Source organism: Pandoraea sp. NPDC090278, from assembly GCF_044772185.1.
Lineage (GTDB): Bacteria > Pseudomonadota > Gammaproteobacteria > Burkholderiales > Burkholderiaceae > Pandoraea.
In genome coordinates this window covers 661,429-685,693 of the sequence record NZ_JBIVYJ010000001.1, presented here as the reverse complement: position 1 = coordinate 685,693, position 24,265 = coordinate 661,429, and the positions used below count along the sequence as shown (strand labels likewise).

General features: G+C 61.3%; 17 protein-coding genes and 2 tRNA genes. 13 read left to right on the top strand and 6 right to left on the bottom strand.

Annotated elements, in window-relative coordinates; all coding sequences use genetic code 11:
- Positions 1-98 precede the first annotated feature (98 nt).
- On the top strand, positions 99-1,049 hold the full coding sequence (gene tal / locus ACIQWO_RS03005; RefSeq protein WP_402818977.1) for a transaldolase: 951 nt from the start codon (positions 99-101) through the stop codon (positions 1,047-1,049).
- Positions 1,050-1,106: 57 nt separating this feature from the next.
- Here tal and ACIQWO_RS03000 read toward each other — a convergent pair whose 3' ends face one another.
- Positions 1,107-4,592, bottom strand: a complete 3,486-nt coding sequence (locus ACIQWO_RS03000; RefSeq protein WP_402818974.1) for a hypothetical protein — start codon at positions 4,590-4,592, stop codon at positions 1,107-1,109.
- Positions 4,593-4,911: 319 nt separating this feature from the next.
- Between ACIQWO_RS03000 and ACIQWO_RS02995 the strand changes: the two genes are divergently transcribed.
- Positions 4,912-8,088, top strand: coding sequence for a hypothetical protein (locus ACIQWO_RS02995; RefSeq protein WP_402818971.1), 3,177 nt, complete (start codon positions 4,912-4,914; stop codon positions 8,086-8,088).
- 67 nt (positions 8,089-8,155) lie between these two features.
- Here the strand turns inward: ACIQWO_RS02995 and rlmB are convergent, their stop codons facing one another.
- Positions 8,156-8,926, bottom strand: a complete 771-nt coding sequence (rlmB, locus tag ACIQWO_RS02990) for a 23S rRNA (guanosine(2251)-2'-O)-methyltransferase RlmB (RefSeq protein WP_046291687.1) — start codon at positions 8,924-8,926, stop codon at positions 8,156-8,158.
- A 263-nt stretch (positions 8,927-9,189) separates the two neighbouring features.
- Positions 9,190-11,760, bottom strand: a complete 2,571-nt coding sequence (rnr, locus tag ACIQWO_RS02985) for a ribonuclease R (protein ID WP_402818966.1) — start codon at positions 11,758-11,760, stop codon at positions 9,190-9,192.
- 280 nt (positions 11,761-12,040) lie between these two features.
- Here rnr and ACIQWO_RS02980 point away from each other — a divergent pair.
- Positions 12,041-12,125: transfer RNA gene (locus tag ACIQWO_RS02980), tRNA-Leu, on the top strand.
- 234 nt (positions 12,126-12,359) lie between these two features.
- Here ACIQWO_RS02980 and ACIQWO_RS02975 read toward each other — a convergent pair.
- Positions 12,360-13,217 (bottom strand): LysR family transcriptional regulator, encoded by an 858-nt coding sequence (locus ACIQWO_RS02975; RefSeq protein ID WP_402821783.1) that lies wholly within the window; start codon positions 13,215-13,217, stop codon positions 12,360-12,362.
- Positions 13,218-13,339: 122 nt separating this feature from the next.
- Between ACIQWO_RS02975 and ACIQWO_RS02970 the strand changes: the two genes are divergently transcribed.
- From ACIQWO_RS02970 to ACIQWO_RS02925, 10 genes are all read left to right on the top strand, one after another.
- Positions 13,340-13,948, top strand: a complete 609-nt coding sequence (locus ACIQWO_RS02970; protein ID WP_402818963.1) for a short chain dehydrogenase — start codon at positions 13,340-13,342, stop codon at positions 13,946-13,948.
- Positions 13,949-14,249: 301 nt separating this feature from the next.
- Complete coding sequence (locus tag ACIQWO_RS02965) at positions 14,250-15,164, top strand: LysR family transcriptional regulator (RefSeq protein WP_150577920.1); 915 nt, start codon at positions 14,250-14,252, stop codon at positions 15,162-15,164.
- 145 nt (positions 15,165-15,309) lie between these two features.
- Positions 15,310-15,394 (top strand) — tRNA-Leu (locus tag ACIQWO_RS02960).
- 401 nt (positions 15,395-15,795) lie between these two features.
- Positions 15,796-16,815, top strand: a complete 1,020-nt coding sequence (locus tag ACIQWO_RS02955) for an AraC family transcriptional regulator (protein WP_402818960.1) — start codon at positions 15,796-15,798, stop codon at positions 16,813-16,815.
- Positions 16,816-16,983: 168 nt separating this feature from the next.
- Positions 16,984-17,550, top strand: a complete 567-nt coding sequence (locus ACIQWO_RS02950) for a carboxymuconolactone decarboxylase family protein (RefSeq protein ID WP_402818957.1) — start codon at positions 16,984-16,986, stop codon at positions 17,548-17,550.
- A complete protein-coding gene (locus tag ACIQWO_RS02945) occupies positions 17,547-18,698 on the top strand; it encodes an acyl-CoA dehydrogenase family protein (protein WP_402818955.1) in 1,152 nt (383 codons plus the stop codon). Before ACIQWO_RS02950 ends, ACIQWO_RS02945 begins: the two co-directional genes overlap by 4 nt.
- A complete protein-coding gene (locus tag ACIQWO_RS02940; RefSeq protein ID WP_402818952.1) occupies positions 18,695-19,549 on the top strand; it encodes an ABC transporter ATP-binding protein in 855 nt (284 codons plus the stop codon). The genes ACIQWO_RS02945 and ACIQWO_RS02940 overlap by 4 nt, the downstream gene beginning before the upstream one ends.
- 63 nt (positions 19,550-19,612) lie before the next feature.
- Positions 19,613-20,797: an ABC transporter substrate-binding protein gene (locus tag ACIQWO_RS02935; RefSeq protein ID WP_402818949.1), complete on the top strand. Its 1,185-nt coding sequence runs from the start codon at positions 19,613-19,615 to the stop codon at positions 20,795-20,797.
- An 88-nt stretch (positions 20,798-20,885) separates the two neighbouring features.
- A complete protein-coding gene (locus tag ACIQWO_RS02930) occupies positions 20,886-21,656 on the top strand; it encodes an ABC transporter permease (protein ID WP_402821778.1) in 771 nt (256 codons plus the stop codon).
- Between the two features lie 132 nt (positions 21,657-21,788).
- A complete protein-coding gene (locus tag ACIQWO_RS02925) occupies positions 21,789-22,460 on the top strand; it encodes a pseudouridine synthase (RefSeq protein ID WP_402818946.1) in 672 nt (223 codons plus the stop codon).
- Positions 22,461-22,586: 126 nt separating this feature from the next.
- On the opposite strand, the gene ACIQWO_RS02920 is transcribed toward ACIQWO_RS02925, so the two are convergent.
- Positions 22,587-23,459: a 23S rRNA (adenine(2030)-N(6))-methyltransferase RlmJ gene (locus tag ACIQWO_RS02920; RefSeq protein ID WP_402818943.1), complete on the bottom strand. Its 873-nt coding sequence runs from the start codon at positions 23,457-23,459 to the stop codon at positions 22,587-22,589.
- A complete protein-coding gene (locus ACIQWO_RS02915; RefSeq protein WP_402818941.1) occupies positions 23,459-24,121 on the bottom strand; it encodes a DNA-3-methyladenine glycosylase I in 663 nt (220 codons plus the stop codon). The genes ACIQWO_RS02920 and ACIQWO_RS02915 overlap by 1 nt, the downstream gene beginning before the upstream one ends.
- Between the last annotated feature and the right edge of the window lie 144 nt (positions 24,122-24,265).

The following is a 24,265-nucleotide window of genomic DNA, read 5'->3' as shown; positions in this document are numbered from 1 at the left end:
CTGTTTTTCATGTTGTACGTTGCCCCGTCCCCGTCTTGCTGTTCCGGCGACACGCCGGATGTCATGTCACGCAGTGCTTATCTCGCAAGGCCGCTCTCATGAATCTGCTCGATCAACTCAAGCGTCACACCATCGTCGTTGCCGACACCGGCGACTTTCAGGCGATGGATGCCTACAAGCCGCAAGACGCCACCACCAATCCCTCGCTGATCCTCGGCGCCGTCCAGAAAGACGCCTACCGCCCGATCCTCACGCGTGTGGTCGGCGAGCATCGCGCCGAGTCGACGGACGAGATCATCGACCGTCTGCTGATCGCCTTCGGCAAAGAGATTCTGGATATCGTGCCGGGCCGCGTCTCCACGGAAGTGGACGCCCGCCTGTCGTTCGATACGGCAGGCACCGTCGCGCGCGCCCGCAAGCTCATCGCGATGTACGAAGCCGAAGGCATCGAACGCGATCGCGTGCTGATCAAGATCGCCTCGACGTGGGAAGGCATTCGCGCCGCCGAGATTCTGGAACGCGACAAGATTCGCTGCAATATGACGCTGCTGTTTTCGCTGGTGCAGGCCGCCGCGTGCGCTGAAGCCGGTGCCCGGCTGATTTCGCCGTTCGTCGGGCGCATTTACGACTGGTACAAGAAGTCGGCTGGCGCTAACTGGGACGAAGCGGCGAACGCCGGTGTCAACGATCCGGGCGTTCGTTCGGTATCGGCCATCTATCGCTACTACAAGCACTTCGGCCACGACACGGAAGTGATGGGCGCGAGCTTCCGCTCCACCGGCCAGATTCTGGCGCTCTCCGGCTGCGATCTGCTGACGATCAGCCCTGCCCTGCTGGAACAACTGCGCACGACCGAAGGCGAGGTCAAACGTCAGCTCGATGTGAAGGACGCACGCTCGGCCGACATCGCACGCGTCAGAACGGACGAACCGTCGTTCCGCTTCGCCCTCAACGACGACGCGATGGCCACCGAAAAACTCGCAGAAGGCATTCGCGCGTTTGCGGCCGATGCCATCAAGCTCGAAGGGCTGATCGACTCAGCACGCTGAGGTCCGGCGGCCCCCCGGTCGACAAACGACCGCGGCCCGCCATCGCGACAGTCGGCGTTATTGGGCTGGCTCGAGGGGGTGTCTCGATGAGAGCGTGGAGCTGGGGGGGTCTGGGGCGCGCAACATCGCAAATCTTGTCTCAAGTTCGTTGGACGTTGGTAACCCGCTCAGCTCATTCAGTCTTTCCCGAAGCTCCACTTGTCTCGGATCTGCTCTCAAGGCTTTCAGCCGGGCATTCAGGCGATGGGTCTCTATTTCAGCCTTAGCGGCGGCCTCTTTTTTGGCGAACTCTCTCGCAAATTCCTGGGCAGATTGCTTCGCTTCTTTCGCCGCGGAATATCGGGCGTAGGCCGCTATGTCGATTCGAACCTGCGCTTCCACTTTCTTCTTCACCTCTTTACTTGCTTCGTTATAAGCGTGGAGCGATGCCGCTCTTGCTGCGTCCAGCGCCATGTTCTTTGCCTCACGTTCGGCGGCGTATTTCGCTGCGCTGCTCGATGCTTGCTCGGCCTGGGATTTGGCAGTTGTAGCCACTTCGCTTCGGGTCGCCTTCGCCGCCTCCTCGACTTGTTGTCGAACCTGTTGTTTGGCCAATGCGGTTTTCACGCTTTGCACCGCCTGACTTGCCGATGTCGTCAAGTTTTCCGACGCGGTATCGCTTGCTCCGGAAAGCACCGTCCGATACTCCTTGCGTGCCTCCCGGACCTGCGCATCGAACACGTCCTGAAGTACTTTCTGACTTGCGGAAGGATTGCGCTGTTGGAAATCGGCGTAGGCTGCGGTTCGCCGCGTGATGATCGCGTCAACAGCGGCTTTACGACCGTCGATGAGCGCACGTTCGTACCATGGACCGAGGTCCTCGATTAGGGTTTGGGCGATGTGTGACGGTGGCGCGGTGTCGGGAAGGACCTTGTGCCACTCCTCCTTCAAGGTGTCGTGAATCATCTCGCGAAACTCCCGCTGCTCCGCGATCGTTATCGTGGGCATAGCCTCTCGCAGTCGATTGGCCAGACGCTGGTTGTCTGCCTCGTCTAGCGCGGACAGGGAAAGCACTTCGCGTGCCTGGCTGAGGATCGCCTTGAGCGTAACGTGCTTGAAGTCAAGGCATTTCGCAGGCTGAATCTGAATGAGCAGACGCGTTGCCAATGTCAGCGTCCGATGCAAACTGACATAGTGCAGCAACTCCGTGATGCCCGGCACCAATTCGGCCTCGTCGAGCCACGCGACCAGCGAGTCGCGCCCATCGCGCGGCAAATGCGGGGCGCGCAATAGCTCTACGTAGAAGCAGCGTGCAGAGCCGCTCGGCTTGCTTAACAAGACTTCGAGCAGCGTGTCGCGAGGCACCCCGGCTTCCTTGAGTTCATGCAAGAGACTCGCCCATGCTCGGGCAAGCATGGGATTAGCGGCCACACGTCTTCCGAGCATCGACACATAAGCGCGACCTTCCGGGGATAGCAGCGCATCGGTGACACTGTCAGAGCGCACCACCTCCGTGCGCGTCAAAACCCCTAACAAGCGCAAGTAGTAGCTGTTGCCGTAGATTCCCAATTGCGCAGTGTTCGTGTAGCTGCCATTGGCCTCAAGAAGACTGTCCGTCAACGCACTCATCATCGCCGGTGTCGGCAGGCGACGGCCGATCTTGTACATCTGCGCAAAATTCCCCGTAATGAGATGTCCGTGAAGTTCGTTGATCGAGGCGCTGAATACCTGCAGGGCGCGGACTGCCGGATTCCGGCTGTTCGCGGTCGTGACGCCATAATCGCCGTGATAAACGACGCTGACCGGCTGCTGCGTTTTCGATTGCAGCCTCCCCAGCGCACCGGCGGACGAATCGCAGGTGTCGAGCAACGTGTTGAAATGGATGCTCCCCGTCACGGGATGCTCGCGCGCTTCGTATGCGATGACCGCAGCGAGAATCTGATCGGCGTCGTACCGGCGGTCGATGGTCGTGTTGCATTCGGGGTCCAGCACCGGCAAGTTCATCTGCACACCGGATTGACTCGATGTGTGCGAGGCCTCACGGGTGTACCTTTCCATACGGCGCTTGGCATCGATAAACGTGAGATGTTTGATACTGATCTCGTCGGCGTCGCCCATCGAATCGTGTATCGCGAGCTTCAGACCGTCTGCGCGAGCGCCCCCTGACAACGAGAAATAGACTTTTCGACCTGCGGCGGTATCGGCGGCGGCAAATGCAAAGTTGCTTTCGCGCAAACTCGCTTTCAGATCCGCAACCCCTGCGGGGTTCGCAATGTTCCACTCGCCATCGGTTTTAAACACCAAGTCGGTTCCGAGCACGGTTCGATAAACGGCCAGATCGAATGCGTCGCGCTCGGCGTCGAATACGTCACGGCGCGACATGCTGGCCTTGCCGCCATCGACGAATTTTCGCTGCGCTTGCTCCGAGGTAAATATCCGGTAGGCGTCGTCGGCAACGGCAGACGACGGCCGTGCTTTGCCTGAACGAACTTGTGCAGCCTCAAGCTGATGAACCACGTTGCGAAAGCCCTCCGAGCGATGGAGTGCCGTGGTGTCCGTTTTGATTTGATGCTTGATCTCCCGAAACTGGTCGATCAGACGTTCGTCTTCCGGGACGCCGGGATCCAGCCATTCGAAGGTCACCTGCCCAGCATGATCTTGCCGCATGCATGAGGCATGAAAGCGATCCGGCTCCACCTGGACAACCACTGTCGACGTTGTGCCCGGAATCCGCGCCCCAAAAATTTCCTTTTCGAATGGCACGCCCTGCACGATGTCGGAAAGCACGAGCGGCACCAATGAGGGCGCAGGACGCGACGCCCCTTCATCTCCCATCGGACCGGAACTGGCGGAACTCGGCATGGGGAGTTCGCTTGAAATCCTTCCTTTGATCGAATCATTGAAGGCCGGTGTTGGTGGAAGACCCATTGCGCTGGCGTCTTCCGAAGAGAATGCGCTAAGGCGAGAACCTGAGGGATTGACTCTGACGTATTGCTGATTGTTGACAAGCACCCCTATCGGACTCGCACGCTTGTCGCCACCGCCTACAACATGACGCGATGGGCCCGGCACTGGCTCCAGCGCACGCGACAGGGGCGACGCCGGGCTGACGCGCACACGCGATAACGCCGAGGTGATCTGGGTGCCGAGAGGCGACTGAAGGCGCTGACGCACCGCTTTGGGCGGCGCGCAAAAATCACTGACCTTTCGCGGAGACTTACTCGTGACCAGTTTCGGCCACTTGGGAGCGCGGGCGTGCGAGACGGCATCGCTAGGTGGCCGGACGAACTCCCTCGATTCCCGACGCGGCGTGGCGCGTTGCGGGGGATTGTCGAGCGTGTTGGCTGCCGCTAGCTGCGACGACGGGCCGACCACTGTGGAAGTTTGATCGATGGTAGGCAAAGTGTCAGCGCCGCTTTTCGGCTCTCGGGTGGACGTACTTGTGACACTAGAGTCGAGCGCGGCCGAGGCCTTCCATAAATCGCTGTGCGCCTCAGCGTGAGCGATTCGCTGCCGGACATCCAAGCCAATTTTGAAAGTCACCCATCGGGTCGAGGCGGACATTGGCGTTGTTCACAACTCATCAGGCGCCATGAAACTGCCCGGCGCGCAGCAAGCGGCTTGCGAGCAAGACTCGAAGCCAATCTGCCGCAGGGCGCTAAGCGCCAAGCCAATCATGCGCCTAAGTCCGATTGGAAACCCGCCGCCAACGCCCTTACACGGACGGACTTCAGATGAAGTCGACGCCTCCGCGCCCCGGACTCGCCTGAGCAGCGAATTCATTGCCTCAAGCGACTCATCGGGTGGCGAACATGCCTCGTCGCGGATCTGGCCGCCCCTTAAGGCAAGCAACTCGCACCCTCGGCTCGACGAGCTTATACACATGTGGGCAACGCCCACCGACCCCGATGTGGCCACCAGCAAGGAGGATCTTCCCGAGCGACTGTCCCGTGCCGGTTCGCCGGTCTCGGAAGTCAGAGTTGTCCCGGCCTCGTTACCCGAGCGGAAACGTCATGTGTCGGAGAGCGCGATAACGACAGACAAAAAGAAGCACACGGATCGCGCCTTCTTTGCCAACGAGGGACTGTTCGCCACGGTGTCGAAGGAGGACTTACGGCCGAGTGCCTTGTCCGCACACGGTGCACGACGTTTCGGACTGCCCCCCAAACCCCAATACCGCTCTCACATCACCGGCGTGGTCTCGGAGAGGAACCCCGCACCCGGCGAGGGGCAAGCCGATGCGACGCTCGTTCGCGTGGAATTGTCGGATATCGTCCACGGCGTGCCATATGAAAAATCAGTGGTCGGGGTCCAGCTCATGGATACCGGGAATATCGTCGTTTGTGCCGATGCGGACGTCTTTTACGCCACGAGTACGCTTCCCCCCGGCGCCACGCGGGTGCGCCTTCGACGACTGGACTCGAACGACCGGGACGACCAGCGAAAGGTCGAGAAGTACCTGGCGCTTAAGCGTCGGCTCAAAACTGACGCCATGATGGGGAACCCTCCGCTCACGGCAGTGAACGTGGCGCGCACGTTTACGCACCGCGCGGGCCCCCCCGACACGAATACGGTCCGCGAAGCGTTAAGCACACTCACATCCCCCGTCGATCTGATGAGCTATGTCGAGAGCTGTCGCGCACAGTTGCGTAGCCGTCAACGCTTTGACGCCTATTTCCACCAACGCGATCTGGAGATCTACAGGACCCTGTTGGGGGACGATCTGGTATTCCAGGAGAACGGCCAATGGAACTTATCCCACGATGCGGGCATTGCCGACGTACGCATGCATTTAATGCACGGCAACCTCGCGTTTGCGATCGTCGGCGCCGAGTCCGGCGTCAATGTTTACTTCGCTACTTCGGACAGCAAACGACTAGAAGGTTTGCGGCTGCACATCCATGAGGCCATGGGCGACGAGGATTCCGTCACTATCGGCGAAATCACTTTCATTGATGCAAAACGGCGACTCGCACGGATCGCGAAAACCCCCAACGCGTCGGGCCCCTCGCAGGCACGTGTCAATCTGCCCACCCTAACCCCGCCCGGCGCCCGGCAATCCGAGCGATGTCGTGACGCCGAGCAGATTATCGCGGCGGCCATCGAAGACAGTATGTCCGAGGACCCGATCATCACCGGCATTCACCTCAACAGCCTTCTCGATACTTGCGACTCTTGCTCAGTGGTCCTGCCCTTACTCGAATCGATCACTGGCCAGGAAATCAGCTTTGTCTATCACCGCGAATACGGTGTCATGAGTCCGAACAGCGAAGATCGTCGAATTCGTATGCTCAAGATGCTGGCCACATCCGCCAACCGGATGCGCGATGCACTCATCAACAACGATCACGCGACGCTACACGAAGTGTCGAAGACCCTACTAGCACCGGAGATGCTCGGCGTGATTGCGAGCACACTTCGTATCTCGTCGACGTCTCAAGCACATCCGAAAATCTACCCCATCGCCAACGCGCTGTACTTGCACTTGCTAGCGTCCCTCATCCGTGAGGACGCCACATTCGGTATCGATACCGTTGTCATGCTTCGTACCAATGAAGGCAAGATCTACGTCGCCCTGGTCGGCTATCGAATACGTAACGACCCGTACCTGGCACGCGCCTGGTGCACCTTGATGCGAGAACTCACGCTTTCGGGCGTCTCGGCCGAAACGTTGCAAGCGATTCTGCTTGCCAGGGCGAACCGGCACCTTAGCAGCTTCTGGTTGGAGCTGTTGAGTGCACGCTCGACCACGCGTGAGAATCATTTGGATCAGTTGTATCACCTTTTGAAGCAAGACGACCTGAACCCGTCGCTCACGAATGCGCGCCGCGTAAGCGGCTTTCTGGACGCACTGCGCCTTCGGGTGCAGCGTTATCTCAACGTCTCTCGTCGGGCTCCCGCTAACCTGGATCAATCGTTTAGGGCCCGAGATCCGATCCCCGAAGTGCTCGATGCGATCCGAAGGGTGATCTCCGAACGTAGCGTGATCGAGTTGGAGCAAGAACGTCTGCGGTGCGCGCTGAGTGAGGCGATGCCGACGATGACAGTCGGCGAACAGCGCAAGCTGAGAGAGATGATCGCAACAATGGTCAGCGAGGCCTGGCGAAAGGAGCTTCCCGGAGAATCGCCACCGTCCGATATTACGCAAAGCGTGCTTGCGAGCGTTGGGCCGAGTCTCGGCAGAAATCTAGCCGAACTCAGAGGGCCCGCCATTCGTGAAGTCATCGACGACACGATTCGGCACTACGGAAAGCATTTGTACCGATACCCCGATGCGACGGAAGAGCAGATGGCAGCGGCGTACCGTGAGCACCTGAAATCGGCGAACACCCGATATGCGGCTTTGCTCGCAGACGACGTGACGTACGACACCTCAAGCCCCAGTGGGGAACAGCCTGAAACGCAGTCTACCGTCAGCGTCGAGGCCCGTATCCTCAACGAAAGGCAGGCTCGCAAAGCAGCACGAACCGCCGAACATGCCGCCGCCCGGGCGCGAGCAGATGCGGCCACCAAGGCACGTGCAGACGCGGCTGAAAAGGCACGTGCAGACGCGGCCGCCCAAGCGTGTGCAGAGGCGCAGGCTTCCACATCGAATTACGCCAGATTACAGGCGCAGGCTCGCGCCAAAGAGGAAGTTCGCCAAGCCGCAATACGAGCGACGGCAGACGCAAATCGCAAAGTGATGGAGGACGCCCAAAAGGCGGCGCTCATCAAGAGTCAGCGCGACGCCCAGAAGGCAACAGAAAGAAGTGCGCGAGACCGTATCCAAGCGGCAACGGTCGATGCTAAACGACAAGCCCGCTTACGCGCGATAGCGGTTGTCAAACAGCGAGTCATCGACAGGCGGCGGGCTAAGGCCGACGCCGGGGCGAACCGCAGCCAACCGATGCACGCCCCGCTCACCGATTCGCATTTTGAAGCCAGGATGAGCATCTTGCGACACGGCGAGATTGGTGCGCTTAAGCGCCTCACCGTCCCATCGGGTCCCATCGGTGACACGGAAAAGGCCAAGGAGGCTTCCGGATCGCACTCAGGCGTGCCGCTAAGGTCGACGCAATGACTCAATACCCGCCCATCGCGGATTCGCCCTCGGCAGCCTCAACGCCTGCCGGAGGGCGATACAACGCTTACTTGCCCTTGACCGCGACCTTGCGCTGACGCACGGCCTCGTAAAGGCACACGGCGCTGGCCACCGACACGTTCAGGCTCTCACAACCGCCTGCCATCGGAATGCTCATGAGTTCGTCGCACGTCTCGCCCACGAGGCGGCGCATGCCCTCGCCTTCCGCGCCCATGACGATCGCCATCGGGCCGGTGAGTTTCGTGCCATAGATATCGGCCGGCGCGTCGTCGGAGGTGCCGACCACCCAGATGCCACGGTCTTTGAGTTCGCGCAACGTACGAGCGAGGTTCGTCACCATGATGTACGGGACCGTCTCAGCCGCACCGCTCGCGACCTTGGCCACGGTGGCATTCAGACCGACCGCGCGGTCCTTCGGGGCGATCACGGCGTGCGCACCCGCACCGTCGGCCACGCGCAGGCAGGCGCCGAGGTTGTGCGGATCGGTCACGCCGTCGAGGATGAGCAGCAGCGGGTCGCCCGAGATGCCGTCGAGCAGTTCGTCGAGGTTGAGGGCCAGCGAGATTTCTTCGGCCTGCGCCACCACGCCCTGGTGGCGCGACGTGCCGGTCATCCCGTCGAGACGTTTGCCGTCCGCCTGAACCAGCTTGATCTTAACGCCCGGTGCGTTCTTGTACGACTCCACGGCCTTGAGGAAGTCCGTCATACGACGGTCGCGACGGGTCGGATCGTAGTAGATCTCTTTGACGCTGGTGGCGTCGTGACGCAGGCGTGCGGTCACGGCATGGAAGCCGAACAGCATTTTCAATTTACTCATTTCATTTCCTCAAAATAGCGTGTGCCGTGGCGTCTGTTGCCGTGACGGGGAATGTTGCCGCTTGCCTCACGCACAACTGTCGTCGCCTAAAGCACGACGGCGGCGGGAGCCACATGGGCCGCCGCCGCCGCAATCCATCGCGGGTACCGGATGCCGGTGATTTCCGGCAAAGGCGCCCATCTTACTGCAAACCGCTCACTGCGCCGTCGTTCGATGCATCGTGGCGTGCGCAGCGCAGGGGCTGCGCACGCCACGCGTATCGATTAACGACGCGGCTTCTTCGTTTGACCACCGGGGCCGCCTTGCCCACCTTGTCCACCCTGTCGCTTTGCCGGTGCCTTGCCGCTGCCGCTGTGCTTCGCGGGGGCTGCACCGCGTTCGGCACGCGCGGCTTTCACCTTCGGGGACTTGGGCTTGGCGGGTCGTTTGCCAGCCGGTGCAGGTTGCACACCGTTGAGCAGCGCACCGCCCTTGGGCAGTTGACGGATGGTCGGCCCGGCGCTGGCGGAGCCTGCGACGCCGGGCGTACCGGCGGCGGGCGTCGGCACCGGGGCACCGCCGCGTTCGCTACGTCCGGACGTCTTCGCGAGCGAACGGGCGTTCGGTTCGCGCACGAGGCGGAAGTCGATCTTGCGGGCGTCCAGATCCACGCGGCTCACTTGCACGCGCACGCGGTCGGTGAGTCGATAGCGGATACCGGTGCGTTCGCCGCGCAGTTCGTGGCGGACTTCGTCGAACTGGAAATAATCGCTGCCCAGTTCCGTGACGTGCACGAGGCCTTCGATAAAGAGATCGTCGAGTTGCACGAAGATGCCGAACGACGTGACAGCGCTGACCGTGCCGCCGTACTCCTCGCCGAGCTTGTCGCGCATGAAGTAGCACTTGAGCCAGGCTTCGACGTCGCGGGACGCTTCGTCTGCGCGGCGTTCGTTCGCGGAGCAATGCAGGCCGAGTTCGTCCCAGATCACGTCGCGCTTTTTCGCGCTCGGCGACTTCTTGTTCTTCTCGTCGTCCTTTTGCAGCTTGCGTGCGTGGGGCGACAGACCCGTCGTCATTTCGACACCGGCCGGAATTTCCGGCTCGTACTTCTTGCCCGCGAGAATGGCCTTGATGGCGCGGTGCGTGAGCAGGTCCGGATAGCGACGAATCGGGCTGGTGAAGTGGGTATAGGCCGGGTAAGCGAGACCGAAGTGGCCGATGTTGTCCGGGCTGTAGACGGCCTGCTGCATCGAGCGCAGGAGCATCGTCTGGAGCATGGGCGCATCGGGCCGGGACTCGATTTGCGTCATCAGTTCCGAGTAATCGGACGTGGCCGGTTCGTCCCCGCCGCCGAGCGTGAGCCCGAGGGTCTTGAGGAAGGTACGCAGCACCTGAAGGCGTTCGCCCGAGGGTCCGGCGTGAATACGATACAGACCGGGTTGTTTGTGACGCTTGAGGAAGTCGGCTGCACAGACGTTGGCTGTGAGCATGCATTCCTCGATGAGGCGGTGGGCATCGTTGCGAGTACGCGGCAGTATCTGTTCGATCTTGCCTTGTGCGTTGCAGACGATGTACGTCTCCGTCGAATCGAACTCGATGGCGCCGCGCGACTTGCGTGCCTTGGCGAGGATCTTATAGAGGTCGTACAGGTTCTGCAGGTGCGGCAGCAGCGTTGCGCGGCGTTGCGCTTCGGCGCCCTTCGTATTGCCGAGGACGGCGGCGACTTCCGTGTAGGTCAGGCGTGCGGCGGAGTGGATAACGGCCGGATAGAACTGATAGGCCTTCACTTCGCCGTTCGGTGCGACGAGTGCGTCGCAGACGAGCACGCAGCGGTCGACGTCGGGGTTAAGGGAGCATAGGCCGTTCGAGAGCTTTTCCGGGAGCATCGGAATGACGCGTCGCGGGAAGTAGACGGAGGTGCTGCGCGTGAGGGCGTCGGCGTCGAGCGGGCCACCGGCGGCGACGTAATGCGAGACGTCGGCGATGGCGACGAGCAGGCGGAAGCCGTTCGTGCGGCCGATCTTGGCGGGTTCGCAGTAGACGGCGTCGTCGAAGTCACGAGCGTCTTCGCCGTCGATGGTGACGAGGGGGACGTCGCGCAGGTCGATGCGATGGCGCAGATCGGGGGCGCGGACTTCGTCGGGGAGTGCACCGGCGGCGGCGAGGGCTTCGGCGGAGAACTGGTGGGGCACGCCGTACTTGCGCACGGCGATTTCGATTTCCATGCCGGGGTCGTCGATATCGCCGAGGACTTCCGAGACGCGGCCGATGGGCTGGCTGTAGCGGCTGGGGTAATCGGTGAGTTCGACGGAGACGACCTGTCCGACCTTCGCTTTGCCTTGGGCGCGGGGTGGGATCAGGATGTCGTGGCTGATGCGTTTGTCTTCGGGCGCGACGACCATGACGCCGTTCTCGTTGAGGAGGCGGCCGATGACATGAGTGTTGGCGCGGCTGACGACTTCGACGATATGGCCTTCGGGGCGACCGCGGCGGTCATAGCCGGCGACGCGCAGGAGGACGCGGTCGTTGTGCATGACCTTCTTCATTTCCTCGGTGGGGAGGAAGAGGTCATCGCCGTCATCGTCGCGTACGGCGAAGCCGTAGCCATCGCGGTGGCCGATGACACGGCCTGCGATGAAGTTCGACGGGTGGGTCAATTGATAGTAGCCGCGGCGGTCGAGACGAATTTGGTCGTCACGTTCCATAGCGGCGAGGCGCTTGAAGAAGCCTTCGCGTTCCTGCTTCTTGATGGCGAGGGCTTCGGCGATATCGTTGGCGGACAGCGCGGAGTCTGCGGTGCGCAGGACACCGAGGATCTCTTCGCGACTCGGGATCGGATAGGGATATTTGCTCAAAGGTCGGTAGCGTTACTGTGCCGGTTGAGTCCGGCCGAGTGGCGCACCATGCGCCCGACGGTCCGTGGGGTTGTAAGGACGCGCGGATAGCGGCGTCTTACAGTCAGGGACAATCATACGGCAAACCTCACGAAAACTGCCACCTGTGCGGAATTTGAGCGTGGGGGTTGAGGTGGGTGAGAGAAACTAAATTTTTTTGCGCATAAGTGTTGACACTCCCGCGTCGTATCCGCATAATCTCACTTCTTCGCAGCGAGCAAGCAGTAAGCGAGCTGACGGGGCCCAGATGGCGGAATTGGTAGACGCACTAGTTTCAGGTACTAGCGGGTAACACCGTGGAGGTTCGAGTCCTCTTCTGGGCACCAAAAAAAATACAAAAAAGCCGATGATCGAGAGATCATCGGCTTTTTTCATACTTGCCCAGAAAGCAATGTGCTAATGCACATTGCGTGGGGACTCGAAAGGCATCGCTTGCAAGCGATGCCGGGGTCGCGGAACGTGACCGAGTCCTCTCGGCGCCGGGGGCGCCGTACGGGAATAAAGTGGCACTGCTGAGGCGGGGCCGTATCGACGGTTTTGCTTTCCCCTTCAGCCCCCCCCTACTCCTCCACAGTCTCTTTCAGCAAATCCCGCAGCCAGATCCCGAGTGGATTTCCTGAGCGTTTGCGGTGCCATCCCACTGCAGCGGCAAACGTTTCTGGCATCGAATCCAACTGCAGCGTGGTCAACCGAAATGCATCGGCGATGGCTGAGGGCACGAATGCGACCACGTCGTTAAATTCGAGAAACGGTTTAAGCGAGGTATAGCAGGCGAGCGTTGTGACGGGTTGAATCAGTGCGTCATGCGCGGCAAGAAATTGCGAGACTGCGTCATGCGAATAACTTGCACTGTCAGCAAAATCCACCCGAGGAAACGTAGCGACGTCGCTTACACAACGAAGCCCACCGCCAATCCCGGACCTCTCCCCGACCACGCAACAATACCGCTCATCTTTGAGCGAATTCCGCGCCAGAGAATCATCAAAAAACTTAGCAAACCCAACGGCGATATCCGCGTCCCCGCGCTCGAGTTGTTCCGAGTGCGTCTCCCGATAAAAATCCATCACCCGCACCGAAACCCTCGGCGCCTTTTCCCGGATCTTCGCAATAAACCTCGGCAATATCGAAAGCTGCGCGTACTCATTCGCAACAATCCCAATAGTTCTCTCCAGCGCGGCGGGATCAAAATCCGCGAGCACCACATCATCCACATCCGAGAGAATCCGCTCAAACTTCCGAGCAATATCCAGCGCGAAGTCCGTAGGCTCAATCCCGGTGCTATGCCGAACGAAGATCTCATGCGGCAGCGCCTCTCGAAGCCTCTTCAAATATCCGCTAATCGCTTGCTGCGACATACCCATTTCCGCAGCAACTCTGGAGGCACTTCTTTCACGCACCAGTCGCAGGAAAACGCGCATATGTTTGAGGTCGATACTGTGCACAACGAGTCCTTGTAACGGATACAACCGGCGCTTGATTTACGCGGGTGTCTGTCATTTTTAACATGCCACCTCATCTTCAAAAAACGAGGTAAGCAGAAATGAAAACTGTCATCGTCATAGGCGCCAGCGGCAAGATCGGTCAGGCGGCGATGAAGGGGCTTGGGAATCATCGGGTGATCACGGCCAGCCGTTCTGGCGAGGGTTGCGATTATCGCGTCGACACGACGGACAAGGCGTCGTTGCGCGCCCTGTTCGAATCCGTGGGCAAATTCGACGCCGTAATCAGCGCTGCGGGCCATTGCGAATACGCACCCTTCACTTCAATGACTGACGAGCAATGGGAAGCCACCATCCAGGGCAAACTTGTCGGCCAGATGAACATCGTAAAAGTTGGTCTCGACCATATCGAAGACGGCGGTTCGTTCACCTTGATTTCGGGCATTTTGAACGTCAAGCCGATGCCCGAGGGTATTGCGGATGCCACGACGAGCGGTGCGATCGATACGTTCGTGAAATGTGTCGCGTACGAATTACCGCGAGGCATTCGCATTAACGCTGTCAATCCGACGGTCATCGAAGAGGCCTGGTCGGTTTATGGCGAGATGATGCCGGGTTATCAGCCGGTGCCGGGTGCGCTGGTTGGCAAGGCATTCGAGCGATGCGTGGACAGCTTCATCACGGGACAGGTCATTTTCGTGGACGCTTAATCCGTCGTCCATTCCGCGCAAGAAAACAAGGGCGATTCCCAGCGGATCGCCCTTTTTGCGTTCCCGAACCCCATTGATCGACGACGTCCGCCTCGGCGGTGCTGCAGGCCGAAACACCCAGGTCAAAGCGTAGTGAGAATGTGTAGCGTTTCCGTCACGACGGCTATGGCGTCGTTCCAGAGCATAGGGAAATCTGTAGAATTTACCTCATAAAAAATTGAATATTGTTCAACGGACACTTAATTCGTTGAGCTTGTCGGGTGTTTTTGGTTTTTGTTGCTTGATACTTGTTGGGAAATACATGCCTGCCTTCACTCGCGGCGAGCTTGCCGATTTGAACGTGTTTGTCACCATCTGCCGCCGGCAGAGTTTCCGGGAGGCCGCCACTGAGTTGGGCGTGACGACCTCTGCCTTGAGTCATGCGATGCGCAATCTTGAGGCGCGTCTGGGCGTGAAGTTATTGAATCGCACGAGTCGTTCCGTGTCGCCGACGGCGGCGGGATCGGCATTGGCGAAGGAATTGGAGCAGGGGCTTGAGCAGATCGCATCGGCGATTGGTGCTTTGGACCGATACCGTGCGTCACCGGCGGGTCGGTTGCGTCTGAACGTGCCACGCGATGCGGCGCGATTGTTGCTGGACCCTATCCTGCCCCGCTTTGTCGCGTCTTATCCGGACATCGAGTTGGATGTCACGGTGGATGACCGGATGTTGGACATTGTGGCCGAGGGTTTCGACGCGGGGATGCGTTATGGCGACACGGTGCCTGGCGACATGATTGCGACGCCGTTGACGCCTGCGCTGAAGTGGATCGTGGTGGGTTCACCGGCGTACATTGCGCGTCATGGTCGGCCGAAGGTGCCGCAGGATTTGATGTCACACAATTGCATCCGGATGCGACTGGGTGATAACACGTTGTACAAGTGGGAGTTGGGCAATGGGTCGACGGCGGTGGAATTGGATGTGCCGGGGGCATTGAGCATCAACGAGAGTGACGGCGTGATTGCGGCGGCGGTGGGTGGTTTGGGGTTGGGATATGTGTTGGAGCGCAACGTGGCGGCCGAGTTGGCGAATGGCACGTTGGAGGCGGTGTTGACGGAATGGGCGGTGGATGGGCCGCCGTTGTCGATGTATTACCCGAGTCGGCGTCAGACGTTGCCGGGGTTACGGCATTTGATCGACATGATTCGTGCTGAGCATATGGGGCGAGCGGCTTGAGGTGTTTTGGGGGGTGAGTTGGGGGGGCTTTGAGGGATACGTGAAAGTTTTTTGAATATTTTGGCCCCCACATGTTGACAGCATGTAACACCCTCGGCATAATCTCACTTCTTCGCAGCGAGCGAGCAGTAAGCGAGCTGACGGGGCCCAGATGGCGGAATTGGTAGACGCACTAGTTTCAGGTACTAGCGGGTAACACCGTGGAGGTTCGAGTCCTCTTCTGGGCACCAAAAAAATACAAAAAAGCCGATGATCGAAAGATCATCGGCTTTTTTCATACTTGCCCAGAAAGCAATGTGCCAGTGCACATTGCGTGGGGACTCGAAAGGCATCGCTTGCAAGCGATGCCGGGGTCGCGGAACGTGACCGAGTCCTCTCGGCGCCGGGGGCGCCGTACGGGAATGTAGCGGTACTGCTGAGGCGAGGCCATATCGTTGGTTTGGGGTTTTCGACACGTCCATCTCCGGCGGCCTCTGCCTCCTCCCCCGTAGCCCCTGCATCACATCCCCCTGCCCCCCTCCCCATTCCCACCCAAGTAATAAGCATCCAACGAAAAAATAGTTGTCTGAGGGAATGTCGGTGGGGAGGATGAATGTTTTGCCGTTGAGGGCATGACAGCGTGGAGCGGGTTATGTTGCAGGGGGTGTTGGGAGCGAGCGAGACTGACCGCGTTGCCGACTGGTTGTTGGCGGGGTTGGAATTAAAGAGCACGTTATTCCACGTGGGCGAATACTGTGGTGTTTATCAGGCGTCGACGGGTGGTCATCAGCGGGCGAGCTTCCATGTGGTGTTGGATGGCGGGTGTTATTTGCACGTGGGTGCGGATGGGGGCCGTGAGGCGAGCACGACCGAATTAAACGCGGGGGACGCTGTTTTCTTGCTTTCGGACGTTCCACATGCGCTGACGCCATCGCCGACACCTCCGGCGGACCTAGCCGCCAGAATAGGCAAGATGACACCGCTGCCGCCTGAGCCTCGCGCAATCACCGCGACCACCCAGGCCTCAAAACCCTCCGTCGCCCTCGCCTGCGGCTTCTTCGAATTCCGCACCGATCTTGACACGCTGGTGTTGGGCTTGTTGCCGAACCCGATCATTGCGCGTCACGCGAGCGGTCGAATCGACGGCATGACGCAGGTTTTCGCGCTAATCCAGGCCGAAGCACGTCGCCCGGGCGACGCGCCCTCCCCGCTACTCGCCCGCCTCACCGACCTGCTTTTCTACTACGCGTTGCGCGAAGCGGTACATGCAGAGGACGTTGCTCCAGGGATGTGGCGTTTAATGCGCCGCGACGCTTTCGGGCGTCTTGCGGCAGCGATCATCGAGTCCCCGGGCGAGCGCTGGACGACGGATAGCATGGCGGACTTCGTGCACATGTCGCGCGCGCGATTTTGCAAACAATTTGCGGAGGTTGGCGGCCAACCGCCGGCGCACTTCGTGACGTTGGTTCGAATGAAGACGGCGGCGGCACTCCTGCGCGCGGGGGTTTCTCTGTCGGAGGCGGCCGAGCAGGTGGGTTACCAGTCGGAGTCGGCCTTTGCGCAGGCGTTCAAACGTGTAACTGGCATCCAGCCGGGGGCGTGGCGTCGTCAGGCCGCCAGCGCGGACGCTCAGTCCGCTGCCACCGCCTCAGCCGCATATCCAGTGCACTAACGCTAGCGAAGCCCCTCACCGGCAAACACTCACTCCGAGAGCACTCCCGCCCCTCCTAGGAATTCTCCGTCCCCCGATGAGACGAATCCGCAGAATTTCCAGACGGGCGCGCATTGAGCAAGTGCCCGGCCTTGCGCACAATGGAGGCTCGACTGTAAGGAGCCCGATATGAGCCGACTGCCATTGCACACTGTTGAGACCGCCCCGGAGGCGAGCCGTCCGTTTTTGGAGAAGTCACTGGCGGCGAATGGATTCCTGCCGAATCTGGTGGCGTCGCTGGCGAACGCACCGACGGCACTCGAAACGTATCTGACGGTGGGCGCGATCAATGGTCGCGCGAGCCTGACACTGGCCGAGCGCGAGGTCGTGCAGATCACGGCGGCCGGGATTCACGGCTGTGGCTTTTGCGTCGCCGGTCATACCGCTGTGGCGCTGAAGAAGGCACAACTTCCCGAAGCCCTCGTGAATGAAATCCGCGATCAGGCCAAACTCTCCGATGCCCGCCTCGACGCCGTCGCCGAATTCACGCGCGCAGTGATCGCAACGCGCGGCGCGGTGTCGGATGCCGAATTCACCGCGTTCAAATCAGCGGGTTTCGACGATGCCGCCGCCCTCGAAGTGGTGCTTGGCGTCTCGCTAGCCACGCTGTGCAACTTCGCGAACAATCTTTCGCAAAACGAACTGAACCCGCAACTGGCGGCTTATCGCTGGGAACCGAAGGCGCAAGCGGCATGAGCACCGTCGCCAGCCAGCAGGGTCTCACCGCCCGCGCACCGGCACTCGCAACGTGGCTCGACGCTCACGCGGAGACGCTCGACACGGACGCCACGCTTTGCGGTGAGGTGGTGCCGCAACTCGCCAGCGCCGGGTTACTCCGCGTTGGCGTTCCGGTTGAGCTGGGCGGCACTGGCGGCACGATTGCCGACGCGATCGACAGCGTTGCCGACGTAGCCGCGCATTCGTTCGCAGCCGCGTTCGTCCTGTGGGGACAACGCACGTTCATCGAATACCTGCTGCAAAGCCCGAATCAGGGGTTGCGCGATCGTCTCCTGCCTGCCTTGCTCTGTGGCGAACTCGCTGGCGCAACGGGCCTGTCGAACGCGATGAAATACCTGTCGGCCATCGAGCCGCTGCAAATCCGGGCGACGGACGTACGCGCCGCATCCTCGTCTGGCGTGGGTAGCGGCGGCACATCGTCGTGGCGCGTGAACGGTGGCTTGCCGTGGATCACGAACCTGCGCAAGCAAGGCTTCGTTGCCGCCGCGGCCGTCGATCACGAGGCAGGGGGTCCGCCGTCGATCTTCGCCATCGCGCATAATGCGCCGGGCGTACATCGCAGCGACGATCTGGATCTGATCGGTCTGCGCGGGACCAACACCGCCGCACTTCAGATGACCGACACGCCGTTGAGCGATGACGACCGCGTCACCGACAATGCGCCTGCGTGGCTCGTGCGCGTGCGCCCGGCCTTCCTGGGGCTGCAATGTGGCATGTCGCTGGGTCTTGCACAGCGTAGCCTCGACGCCACGAACGAAGGCGGCCCGGCAGCTCGTGCTGCGGTGGCGGACGACGTGGCCGCGCTGACCGATCATCTCGCGTCCCTCACGACGCGTCTGAAATCGGGCGTCCTGCAAGGCGAGTTTGTCGACACGCCCGCAAGCTTGTTTAAACTGCGCATCTCGCTCGCGGAACTCGTTCACGACGCCGCCACGCTGGAAGTGCAGACTGGGGGCGGACGCGGTTATCTGCGCGGACTCTCGGGCGTTGCCCGACGTCAGCGCGAGGCCGCTTTTGTGCCCATCGTGACGCCGAGTCTCGTGCAACTAAAGAACCAACTGGCGGCGCAACGCGCACAGCAACTCAAGACCGGAACGGTTACATGACCCAACCCACGGCGACGCAACGCGCGCACGCATCCGCACCCGAGCACGCACATTTCGCCGCAGCGCGCGAGGACACCTCGCGCGCGTCGCCATTCCTGACGCTTCGCAATATCGGCCTGTCCTACGGCGAACGGGCAATCCTTCGCGGCGTCGACCTTTCGGTCGCACCGGGCGAACTCGTCTCCGTTCTCGGGCCGAGCGGTTCAGGCAAATCCACGTTGTTGCGCATTGCTGCCGGACTGCTTGCGCCGAGCGATGGCACCGTCGACGTGGATGGCACACCGCTCATGGGTCCACGCCCCGACGTAGCCCTCGCCTTTCAGGACCCCTGTCTGCTGCCCTGGCTGTCGGTGGAGCGCAACGTGGCGTTCGGGCTCACGTTCTCACGCCAGCCCGCACTCTCGCGTGAGACACGGCGCGCGCGCATCGACGCCGCACTGACCGAAGTCGGCTTATCCCATGCGCATCATCTGCATCCTCGCCAGTTGTCTGGCGGCATGGCGCAGCGCGCGGCACTGGCGCGCTGTCTCGCGCGTCAGCCACGCGCACTGCTCCTCGACGAGCCGTTTGGCGCACTTGACGAAGTCACTCGCGCCGACATGCAGCGTCTGCTGGTGACCGTGGTGCGCGACACCGGCGCGGCGACGGTCCTTGTCACGCACGATATCGACGAGGCGTTGCTCGTCTCCGACCGGATCGTGCTGCTCGGCAATCAGGGGCGCACGCTTGCGCAATGGCAGATCGACGTACCCTCGCCGCGCGAAGCCCAGGTGCAGGCGCTCGGTGCGTTGCGCATCGAAATCCTGCAAGCGCTGCAACTTGCGATGTCCCGCGACACGACATCCACTTAGGCAGATCTTCACACAACACTTCACACCACACGTTAAATACCCACCTTCGGGGATTCTCAGACCATGTGCCAAATTTCCCGCCGCGAATGGCTCAAGCTCGCTTCGATGATGACCGTCGCAGGGGCGGCCCCGTTGCTCGCCTCGGCCGCCGCGCGCGCCGCCGCCGAGCCGGACGCACCGTTGCGCATCGGCTATCTGCCGATTACCGACGCCACGCCGCTGCTCGTCGCGCATAACAACGGCTACTTCGAACAAGCTGGCATCAAGGCGGAAAAGCCGACGTTGTTGCGCAGCTGGGCACAACTGATCGAAGCGTTTCTATCGGGACAGGTCAACGTCGTTCACCTGCTCTCGCCGATGACGGTCTGGGCGCGTTACGGCAGTCAGGCACAGGCCAAGGTCGTGGCCTGGAATCACGTCAACGGCAGCGCAATTACGGTGGCCAACGACATCAACAAGATTGGCGACCTGGGCGGCAAGACCTTTGCGGTGCCGTTCTGGTACTCGATTCATAACGTGGTGCTGCAAGGCTTGCTCGCCGCGAACGGTCTGACGCCCGTACTCAAGAAGAGCGGAACCCCCGCCGCCAACGAGGTCAATCTGATCGTGATGGCGCCGTCGGACATGCCGCCCGCTCTCGCCGCAAAACAGATCGCCGGCTATATCGTCGCCGAGCCGTTCAATGCGGCGGCCGAGAACCTCAAGGTCGGCAAGATACTGCGATTTACCGGCGACGTCTGGAAGAACCATGCGTGCTGTGTCGTGACGATGCACGAGCGTGATCTGACCTCGCGCCCGGAATGGTCGCAGAAGGTTGTCGACGCCATCGTCAAGGCGCAGGCCTGGACGCGCGAACACCCTGCAGATGCGGCTCGCCTGCTGTCCAAGGAAGGTCAGAACCGCTACACGCCGCACCCGTTCCAGGTGTTGCAGCGCGTGCTGGCGCCGGACGCGTCGGAGCAGGGCCGCTATCTCGCCGACAAGGCCATCGTGCATGCCGACTGGCACGAGAAGCGTATCGACTTCCAGCCCTATCCGTATCCGAGCTACACAGAAGCGCTTGTGCGTCACATGCAGAAGACGCAGGTCGAAGGGAATGCTCAGTTCCTCGCGAAGCTCGACCCGTCGTTTGTCGCACGCGATCTCGTCGACGACCGCTTCGTGAAGAAGAGCATTGCCGCTGCCGGTGGCATGAAGGCCTTCGGTTTGCCGGAAGGTTTCACCCGTCAGGAGGTGATCGTTGTCTGATCTCGCGTCCAGCCACGCGCAGCAACCGGTCAGCCCAGTGGAGGCTGCCTCCGGCACCGCAAACCCGTCCCCGTCGAGCACAGGCACGGTGACGCTTCGCCCTGCACGCCGCGCGTGGCTCGGCCTTGCGGGGCTAGCAGGCATCGTGCTGATCTGGTGGCTGGGCATTTCGCTATTCACGACGCCCGGCTCGCTGGCGTCGCAGTTCTCACCTGCGGCCGCACTGAACGCCCTGCCCGACCTGATTCGCGACGAACAGCTTGGCCTGCACATCCTCGCCAGCTTGCGACGTATTGCGGTCGGGCTGGCGTGGGCCGTGGTGCTGGGCGTACCGCTGGGCTTTCTGATCGGGCGCGTCCGATGGCTGGACAAGGCACTCACGCCATCGTTGCAGTTCCTGCGTATGGTGTCGCCGCTGTCGTGGATGCCGATTGCCGTCATGTCGCTCGGCGTAGGCGACCCCGCCGTGTATTTTCTGCTGGCCTTCGCCGCCCTGTGGCCACTGGTGATGAGCACGGCCGCAGGCGTGACGCATATCGATCGACGCTGGGTGCAACTCGGCGAAAGCCTTGCGGCGACGCGCTGGGAAATGCTTTGGCACGTCTATGTGCCAGGCATCGCGGCGCATGTCCTTACGGGCGTGCGGCTGGCCATCGGCATCTTGTGGATCGTGCTGGTGCCTGCGGAGATGCTGGGCGTGAACGCTGGTCTGGGGTATCTCATCCTCGACACGCGCGACCGGCTCGCGTACTCGGAACTCACCGCCGTCATTCTGGTGATCGGTGTGCTTGGGTTCGCGCTCGACTGGGCGGCACGCTTCATCTATCGGCGCTTCAGCGGCGCGATGCAGGACGAGTAAGCAAGGAATAAGCTCGAACGGGCATATGCGCGGACAGGCCGTTACAATAGCGGCCTGAATCCAGATGCCTGACGGAGACGCATCATCGAGCTAGATCGTTTACTGCAATCGCAGGGCTTCGGCAGTCGCAAGATGTGCCGCAAGCTCATCCAATCCGGTGCTTTCGCCATCGACGGCGTTGTGCACGACAACTTCCGGGAGTCGGTGGACCCGAAAGGCCTTCAGTTCACGCTGGACGGCGAGTCCTGGGACTACCGCGAGCACGTCTACATTCTGCTCAACAAGCCTGAAGGTTTCGAGTGCTCCACGAGCCCGACGCATCACGAGGGCGTGCATTCGCTGTTGCCGCTCCCGCTCGCCGTGCGTGGCGTGCAACCGGCCGGCCGTCTCGATCAGGACACCACCGGCATGCTGCTGCTCTCCGACGACGGCCCTTTCCTGCACGCCATGATGTCGCCGCGCCGCCACGTACCCAAACGGTATGTCGCGACGACAAAGCATCCCGTGACGGAAGAGATGTTGCAGGCACTGCGCGACGGCGTGCTACTGCGCGACGAGACCGAACCGCTCGCTGCAACCGACGTCATGAGCCCGTCATCCCACGAAATTGCACTCACGATCACGCAAGGTAAATACCATCAGGTCAAACGCATGGTCGCTGCTGCGGGCAATCGTGTGGAGGGTCTGGTGCGAACAGCCATCGGCGGCTTGCCGATGGGCACGCTCGAACTCGGCGAATGGCGTTATCTGTCGCCGGACGAATTGCTGTCGTTGCCGTACGAGATTCCGCTGACCGCCAAGTGAAAGTGATCGGAATCGGGGATGCGAACCATCCCCCGATCACGTCCAAACGCAAAAACGCCCAACGCCAGTATTGATGCCAGCGTTGGGCGTTTCCGTTCCGGCTCGCCGAAATCCGCGCTGATCGCCTCAGCTCTGCTTGCCTTCCAGCAAGAACTGCGCGCCCTTGTCCTGTCCGAGCGCCTTGACGAGATACGGCATCGTCGTCTTGAGCGTGTCCTGCAGCATGTACGGCGGGTTCACGATGAACATGCCGCTGCCGTGCAGGCCCATACCCCCCGGCACGGGATTGCAGACCGTCAGCGAAACGTGCAGCCAGTTCTTGATCGGCTTCTCGTCAATCGTCAGCCGCTTCATGCGCTCCGGCAGTTGCGCGGCTTCGCGACGTTGCACGAGCGGATACCACACGGCGTACATGCCGGTCGGGAAGCGATCGAGCCCTTCCTGCACCGTCTGCGTCGTGCGCGTGTAATCGCGCTTGTCCTCGTAGGACGGGTCGATGAGCGTGAACCCCCGGCGCGGTGCCGGCGGCAAAATCGTCTTGAGGCCTGCGAAACCGTCGGCCCCGAAAATCATCGTGCGACGTGCGACCGCACGCCCCTGCGCTTCGAAGTTCTCGCGCAGCACTTCCTGTTCGGTCGGATGTGCCTCGAACAAGCGCAGACGGTCGCGATCGCCCAGCAGTTGCAGCGCGAAGTACGGCGAGCCGGGGTAGTAACTCAGCTTGCCGTCCGGATTGAACTCCCGGACCAGCGCCACGTAGTCCGCCAGCGCAGGCGGCAGATCGTCACGCGTCCACAGACGGCCGATACCCGTCTCATACTCGCCCGTCTTGTCGGCCCACTTGCCGTCGAGCGCATAGCCGCCCGCGCCGGCGTGCGTGTCGATATACCAGAACGCCGTGTCTTTCTGGCGCATGTAATCGATGCATTCAACGGCGATGAAGTGTTTCAGTACGTCGGCATGGTTGCCGGCGTGGAATGCGTGGCGGTAGCTAAACATTAGGCAGATCCTGATTCGTCAGGCGCGATTGTAGCCGACGACGCCCCTGCCCGGCGTTTCCGGGCCGATGCGCCGCTGTTTTTAGCCTCGTTGGCCGCAAGCGTCTTCACCGCTTTATGACGCGGGCACGCGACCAGATGGTCGTTCACCATCCCGGCGGCCTGCATGAACGAATAGCAGATGGTGGAGCCCACAAACGTGAATCCCGCCTTCTTCAGCGCGCGACTCATGGCGTCCGACACGGCGGACGTTGCCGGGACTTCGCCAAGGGAAGTCCAGCGGTTTTGCAGCGTCTCACCGCCCACGAACTGCCAGACGAAGTCGCTGAAACGCGTTCCCGAGGCCTCCATCGCCAGATACGCCTTGGCCCCTTTGATGACGCCATTGACCTTCAGACGATTGCGCACGATGCCGGGATCGGCCATCAAACGTGCTTCGTCCTCCGGTCCGTACTTCGCAATACGCACCGGGTCGAAATTGTGGAAGGCCTTGCGATAGGTATCGCGCTTCTTGAGGATCGTGGACCACGACAACCCGGCCTGCGCCCCTTCGAGCATCAGCAATTCGAACAACTCGCGGGAGTCGCGCAACGGCACGCCCCACTCCTGATCGTGATACTGACGATATTGTTCGAAGCCTTCACTCCACGGACAGCGTTCCATTTGCCCCTCGATAGTTGTGCTCGCACCCCGATGTCACCGGGGTAAGCGGACGAATGGGGCAAGTGTGCCAGCAATTACCGAAGAAGCGAACCCGCAACCGCGTATCCCGGGCGAAATTGGGCCGCCAGGCAATGCCGATGCGGA